The following is a 277-nucleotide window of genomic DNA, read 5'->3' on the forward strand; positions in this document are numbered from 1 at the left end:
GGCACATTGGCTGCTAGTACTGCACATGAAATAAAAAACCCACTAACGGGCATAAAGGGACTGGTACAGTTACTGGTTGAAAAACATCCTGAAGAACAAGATCAGTTTTATTACTCTGTCATCATGAAGGAAATTGAACGGATCAATAGTATCGTGAGCGAGTTTTTGATTTTAGGGAAACCCATGGTCCAGACCTTATCCTTATATGATATTCGCAGTATCATTGCCGAATTGAGACCAATAATAGAATCAGAAGCACGTCACTTCAATATTGAAG

1 protein-coding gene is annotated in these 277 nt (G+C 39.0%); it reads left to right on the top strand.

Annotated elements, in window-relative coordinates; all coding sequences use genetic code 11:
• Positions 1 to 277 (top strand): histidine kinase dimerization/phospho-acceptor domain-containing protein (locus SB773_RS31365; RefSeq protein WP_410594198.1); only part of this gene is annotated, 277 nt, incomplete at both ends.

Source organism: Bacillus sp. SIMBA_074 (genome assembly GCF_046534555.1).
Lineage (GTDB): Bacteria > Bacillota > Bacilli > Bacillales > Bacillaceae_G > Bacillus_A > Bacillus_A mycoides.